Raw genomic sequence first — 6,510 nt, forward strand, 5'->3', positions numbered from 1 at the left:
TGTTATTTAACATGCCGTATTGATTTTCATGCTTAATGGTTTGCAAATATACTTTTGACTAGCTAACCCGGTTCATTTTTGTGTGGATATAGCGTTTTAATTTTGTGATTTCCCAGTCCAGATACACTTTGGCAATATCATCAATGAGCTGTTGCTTTTGACTGGATCGGTGATATGATCCGCCTGCCGGTTGAGGCTTCGGATGCAAGATGCCGTTTCTTATATCCATCCAATGAGATATAAACAACTGCTGAATTTCTTCATGCAGCCTTGCGTAAGTTGTACGCAGGGTATTTTCGTCGCTGAAAGATATTTCTTTTTGAATGAAAACCGGACCCGTATCCAGTCCTTTATCTATCCTGTGAATGGTCACTCCCTTTGGTGAATCTTCAACAAAGCTCCAAAAATTAGGATCAGCTCCTCTGTTATAGGGCAGCAATGATATGTGCAGGTTAACCGACCGGTGTCCGACCGCCTCCAGTACATCAGGAGTAATAATATGTCGGTAACCATAACTTACAAGGAAGACTTCTCCGTTCCCGATCATATTGCTGCTGACAATATCCTCTGATTGCAGCACACGATCTTCCGTCTGCTGAAGATAGGTCAACACGGGGTTTTTATCGGGTCCTAAGAAAAGAATATTCATAATGACGGATCAGGCTTCATTGACGACTTCATATGAACAGTCGATATGAACAGGAACATAAGTCATCAACTGTGTGCCCACCACTTTGAACCGGGTAGCCATATCCAGAGAATAAAGCTGCGCACCCTGGCGTCCGGATTCGTCCAGTGACTCATAGATGCTGAACTTCAAATAATAGCTTCCGTCAACCAGACAATTATTGAACCGGCACCTGAGTTGCTCGGAAAAATTTTCGGTGACCGGTAATCTTCGTATTACCATCATTCCCACACCCTTCAGGTCTTTATCGATCACCATCATCATCACATCTACAAAAGCGACATCAGGCACATTCAACTGCAGGTTAAAAGACACATACACATCTTTAAAGTACCGGATCACACCAACTTCCCCGGCACCGTCCTCGGTAACAAGAATATTCGACACGGAGGCCTGATGTCCACCGGTTTCAATACTTGCATGCTCTTTATCAAAATGAGAAAAGTAGAATTCCACAGCCTGCAACATATTGTTCCCATAGAACTTGCACCTGCCGCCTTCAAGATACATGGCATGTGTACACACACGGGTGATCTGTACCATGGAATGCGTCACAAAAACGATGGCGCACCGGGACATGAGTTCCTGCATCTTGGCAAAAGACTTCATTCTGAATCCGGCATCACCTACGGCAAGTATTTCGTCGATCAGGAGCACATCAGGTTCCATCTGAGCTGCCACAGCAAAACCCAGTCTAACCCGCATACCGGAACTATAATTCTGAACCGGGCTATCAATAAAATCACCGACCTCTGCAAAGTCGATGATCTCGTCGATCTTCGCATCGATCTCCTTCCTGCTGAATCCCAGAACCGCACCGTTGTTATAAATATTCTCGCGCCCGGTAAGGATGGGATTAAAACCCGTACCCAGTTCAATCAAGGCTCCCACGCGGCCGTTCATTGTAACGGTGCCCTTATCCGGACTGATCAGGCCATTGAGTATTTTCAGTAAAGTGGATTTCCCGGCACCATTATGACCTATCAATCCCAGACATTCACCTCTGCGCAGTTCGAAACTGATATCTTCCAGTGCCCAGAACTCCTTCTTCCTTAATTTGGTTGTATCATTTGTGCCGGTGAGGTTTCCAAAAATATCCATGGCACCGTACTTCAGCGAATGCTTGAAATCCTTACAGAATTTTTTCGCCAGTCCGTCTACCTTAATCAGTATATCGTTGTTTTCCATTGATCACCTGTCCATTTAACTTCCCGATCTCTCAATAATCACAGGCAGGGACACCCGGTACACAACCAACCCGAAAATGAGAATGAAAAAGGCAACACCGGTATACATCATGAACCTGCCCGGTGTTTCCAGGGGTAGCCCGACGCATAAATTCCGCACTTCCGGTATCAAGGTGGCCATGGGATTATACTTCATGAGGCTGGCAAAAAAGCTGTTCGTTGGCACCGGATAAACAACAGGCGTCAGGTACATAAGAAAAGGGAGAGACAGAGCCAGGGCACGCTGAATGTCTGTATACAGTAATCCGATGGGCGCAAGTAAAAGGCCGATTGAAAATCCGAACAGTACAATGGCTGCCAAACCCAAAGGTGCATATACGATATAACCACCCACCTGCTGCTTGTAGAAAAAATAAATCACCACAAGCATACCCGCTTTGATCAACAGGTTGAACAAAACCTGATATATGGCGCCCAGAAAAATACCTTCCCTGGGAACGTTGATCTTTACCAACATCGCTTTATTAGAGGTAATACTGGTGAGAGGCCCTAAGATACTTTCGGTAAATACCTGCCAAAGAATGGTTCCGACAAGGACAAATACAGGGTACTGAATATCGGTGGCCTGGGTGACCATGACATTATTCTCACGTAGGAATATCCACAGTGCTGCGGTAACCAATGGAGGAAGCAATGCCCAGGTAAAGCCAAGGATAGACTGGCGATATGTAGCTTTCAGATTCCGGACAAAAAGGCGATAACCCAGTTCGTGAGACTGACGGAGTTCACGAAATATTTCTATCAGGATCGGGAACAGGGCCAAACGCGCTTTTCCCGCAGCATAAGTTCTGGATTGGATTTTTTGCTTCATGAGATCTGTGACGGTCCCCTGACTATATCAGGACTTATGCTCTTTTGTTTTCCTGAACAACCGGAACCATCCTTTTCGCTCTGTTATGCGATCCTCCTCATAATATCCGTAGCCATAATGATACCCCCCATAGCCATAGCCGTATGAAAAGCTTGTACCGTAATGAGCCACCAGGCCTTTCTCATGGATATCATTCACGATGATTCCAATGTTCTTTACCGTTTCATTTTCATAATACCGGTTGATGGCTTCAAACTGGCTTTTCTTGGTATACAAGTGCCTTACGATGTATAGGTTCACATTTGAGAAACGGTTAATCAGCAGCGCATCCGTCACAAGCCCCAAAGGCGGTGTATCAATGACGATAATGGGATAGTCCTTCTTAAGTTCCTTTATCAAATTATCCAACCGTTGATTACCCAGTAGCTCCGCAGGATTGGGGGGGATGGGTCCGGCTGAAACAATATCCAGATTTTCTATTCCGCTGAATTGAATCATCTCTTCCTTGGTACAACGTTCAATGAGGTAGTTACTAAGTCCTACATCATTACGGATGCCAAAATCGGAATAGATCTTAGGTTTCCTGAGGTCAGCTCCGATGAGCAATGTACGCTTACCGGTTGCAGCGAAAATGGACGATAGATTAATGGCGCAAAACGTCTTCCCTTCTCCGCTTACTGATGAGGTGATCATGATAATGAAGTCTTCCTTCCCCTTCGCCATATAGTCAATGTTTGTCCGGATGGCACGGAATGCTTCGGAAATGACCGACTTCAGATTATTCACAACAATGAGATTGGTATTCTTACTGTTGTGTCCGACCATGCCCAGGATCGGAATACTTGTTGCATCCTCAATATCCCGCCTTTCAATGATTTTATTGTTCATCGTGTAGATCGCAAACACGAGGAAAAACGGAGCGATGATGGCGATGATAAGATTTGTCACATAAATGCGTGACACAAACGGCCCCATAAAACTAACGTTCAACCTGGTGGCCCTGTCCAATACGGTGGCGTTGGTCAGGTTGGCTGCTTTGGCAAGCCCTGCTTCGGCTTTCTTTCCGAGAAGGTAGGTATAGAGGTCGTTATTCAGTTTAAACTTTCTTTCTATATCGATGTACTCCCGCTCGGAGGCAGATAGGGTGCTGACCTTGGCCTCGGCTTCGGCAAGATGTTCATCAAGCAGTTCCATATCCATCTTGGATTTCACCCTGATGTTTTTCAGATTTTCGAGGAGAAATTCCTTTTGAGATGCGATCTGCTTTAGCAAGGGTTCAACGATGATGTTGTCTTCCGTATCCTTTACTTCAAAGGCAAGTTGCTCCCGTTTGTTGGTCAATTCAACCAGGCGTCCTACCAGGTTTGAAAGCACCCCTTCACCGATGCCAACCGTAGACGGAATGATGAGTCCCTTTCCGGATTCATCACTCTTCAAGTAGTCTTCAAGGTAATCGTAATAGCGCTCCTTAAGATCGAATTTGGCCTTTTCCTGCTCAAGTTGAACGAGTTTACGGTACACGTTCAAAGCTGCATCACCAAAACCGATGTCCATATTTTTCTCCTGGAACTTTTCCTTTTCAGCCTCAGCAATATCGAGTGAGTCTGAAATAATACCCAGCTGAATATCAATAAAGCCACTTGTATTCACTGCAATCCGGCTGTTGTTCTCTCGCCCGAAATCAATATACACATCGGCCAGGGCATTCAGAAAATCGATTTCCTTCTCGATCCGGTTTCCTTCAAGGGATATGATAAGAATGGAGGATTGCTTTTCCTGGGGCTCAATATTCAACCGTCCCTGATAGGATCTTGCCAGCACATCCAGATTCTGGATCACGAAAAAATACTGCCGTTCAAAAACCTGATTATTAAAAAAACTGGGGGCTTTGTTCACCACCATGGTCCCCAGTCCGATATGCACATCATCACCAAACGCATATTCCTTCGAGCGTCTGTTTTCTTCAGGTCCGTAAGACAGTACAAAGAGATCCTCGGAAATGATATCAATATAAAACCTGCGTCCTTTTAAGGTCTCAAGTCCCATAGAGTCCACCTGCACCCTGTAAGGGCTGGTCTTGTAAAGCTCGGTAGTATTGATCCTTCCGATTTCGTAATAAAATACTTCAAACGGAACACGGTCCAGTGTGCGACGGATCACCGGAAATGACTTAAGAATCCCAACCTCATTCACCAGGCGTCCCCTGGCACTTACAAGTTCCATCCCATGCAGGAAATATTCCCGACCCCATGAAGAATATTCATCATTCACAAGGATCGTGGTACTTACGCCATAACTGGCCTCAGAATATCTGGCCTTGTAAAAGGAGAACAAAAGAGAAAGGACAATGGCGATCAGAAAGAAATACCAATATTGCAGGCAACGGACCAGAAACGACTTGATATCAAACGAGGAGGATTCTTCGGTAGCCGCGGTTCTTAAATCTGTCGTGCTCATGGTTATGCCAAACGGGCTTTTGACTGTAAGTGCGTAAAAGTAAATATTTTAACCAAAACAGACTTTTTAAAGATTGTTTTTGACAAAAATGAAAATCACATGGAGCCATTTCAACACATTTGATATTGACCGGCGTATTGTGACCTTTGCAGTTAATCGTCACCGGGATCACCTAACCAAATTGTGAAGCTCCGTGTAATGCATATGAAAGAAAAGTCAGGATACTCAGCCACTACTTTTCTGATCCGCGCCGCCCTCCTTTTCCTGGCATGGATATTCATTTATGAACTTTGGCTCCACCCCAAGGGACGATTAGATGCATGGGTGATAAAAATTTCGATGGATGAGGCTGTATTCTGGCTCCGTTTATTCCGTGATGATATATTCCGACAACAGGAGGTGATCGGAATTTGGGGTACACACGGACTTAAGATCGGTCCGCCATGCAATGCCTTGTCACTAATCACTCTGTTTTCAGGGTTCATTATCGCAGCTCCCGGTCGCCCGATCACAAAAATGATATACATAACCAGCGGAACAATTCTCATATTCCACCTCAATGTTTTACGGCTTGTCGGGTTGATGGTCATCCAGAAAAATGCACGGGACTGGTTATCGTTCAACCATGATTATACCTTCACCCTCATCATGTATGTGCTTATATTTTTGGGTTGGATGGGATGGATGATGAAGTTTGGCAATAAAGTCACTGCAAAATCCGGTGAAAGTTGAAAAAAACCACACTTAAGGGCATGGGTTGGGGATCGGCCTTATTGTTATTCTGCATACTTCGGAAAACATGGATACTCACGTTGAATGCTGCCATATCAAGGACAGACCAGGTATACAAGGTTGGATGGGCAGTGCCGGATACCTTACAGAACCTTGAAACCCGCACATTGGTATGGATTAAACTATTTTCAACCATTTTGCTGGTAACGATCATTTGGTTTTGCGGCCGTTCATTGCTCTCCATTATTTCTGCAAATCCCAGACTACTTGCCATAACAGATCGGATCTATGTGATCTGCCTTGGTATTGCATCCGTGCTGTATGTTACGTATGTTGCCAGTTCCTGTGGGTTGACCGGAGCCGGAACATTTGCCATACAACTCATGGAATTCCTTCAATCCCCGCTCCCTTTCATGCTATTGATCCCATGGGCCCTTTTTTTCATGAAAGAAGGTAGTAACCAAAGAGCTTAAGGTCTCCTTAACAATAACTTATGGATTAACGCGTTGACCACTTAGGCATGTTGAAAAGAATGTTGAGAATCGGGCAAAAAAAAGTCGTGCAAACAACTGAAT

General features: G+C 44.7%; 6 protein-coding genes. 2 read left to right on the forward strand and 4 right to left on the reverse strand.

The genetic code is table 11. The annotated features are described in order from the left end of the window. Positions 1–58: 58 nt before the first annotated feature. From KDD36_14360 to KDD36_14375, 4 genes are read right to left on the reverse strand one after another with little or no spacing between them, the layout of a single operon-like run. A complete protein-coding gene (locus tag KDD36_14360; GenBank protein ID MCB0397831.1) occupies positions 59–649 on the reverse strand; it encodes a hypothetical protein in 591 nt (196 codons plus the stop codon). Positions 650–658: 9 nt separating this feature from the next. Beyond that, entirely contained in the window at positions 659–1,876 is a 1,218-nt protein-coding gene (locus tag KDD36_14365) for an ABC transporter ATP-binding protein (GenBank protein ID MCB0397832.1), read from the reverse strand. Between the two features lie 15 nt (positions 1,877–1,891). Then, positions 1,892–2,746 carry an ABC transporter permease gene (locus tag KDD36_14370; protein ID MCB0397833.1) on the reverse strand — a complete coding sequence of 285 codons (855 nt, stop codon included), beginning with the start codon at positions 2,744–2,746 and terminating at the stop codon, positions 1,892–1,894. Between the two features lie 27 nt (positions 2,747–2,773). Continuing rightward, on the reverse strand, positions 2,774–5,203 hold the full coding sequence (locus KDD36_14375) for a polysaccharide biosynthesis tyrosine autokinase (GenBank protein ID MCB0397834.1): 2,430 nt from the start codon (positions 5,201–5,203) through the stop codon (positions 2,774–2,776). A gap of 204 nt (positions 5,204–5,407) precedes the next feature. Here KDD36_14375 and KDD36_14380 point away from each other — a divergent pair, with 204 nt between their 5' ends. Then, positions 5,408–5,935 (forward strand): hypothetical protein, encoded by a 528-nt coding sequence (locus KDD36_14380; protein MCB0397835.1) that lies wholly within the window; start codon positions 5,408–5,410, stop codon positions 5,933–5,935. Beyond that, entirely contained in the window at positions 5,932–6,408 is a 477-nt protein-coding gene (locus KDD36_14385) for a hypothetical protein (protein MCB0397836.1), read from the forward strand. Before KDD36_14380 ends, KDD36_14385 begins: the two co-directional genes overlap by 4 nt. Positions 6,409–6,510: the final 102 nt, after the last annotated feature.

The organism is Flavobacteriales bacterium, assembly GCA_020435415.1.
GTDB lineage: Bacteria > Bacteroidota > Bacteroidia > JACJYZ01 > JACJYZ01 > JACJYZ01.

Bases quoted from the DNA above. Each gene is read 5' to 3' on its own strand.
- KDD36_14360 (MCB0397831.1), bottom strand. From the start codon at position 649: ATGAATATTCTTTTCTTAGGACCCGATAAAAACCCCGTGTTGACCTAT.
- KDD36_14365 (MCB0397832.1), bottom strand. From the start codon at position 1,876: ATGGAAAACAACGATATACTGATTAAGGTAGACGGACTGGCGAAAAAA.
- KDD36_14370 (MCB0397833.1), bottom strand. From the start codon at position 2,746: ATGAAGCAAAAAATCCAATCCAGAACTTATGCTGCGGGAAAAGCGCGT.
- KDD36_14375 (MCB0397834.1), bottom strand. From the start codon at position 5,203: ATGAGCACGACAGATTTAAGAACCGCGGCTACCGAAGAATCCTCCTCG.
- KDD36_14380 (MCB0397835.1), top strand. From the start codon at position 5,408: ATGAAAGAAAAGTCAGGATACTCAGCCACTACTTTTCTGATCCGCGCC.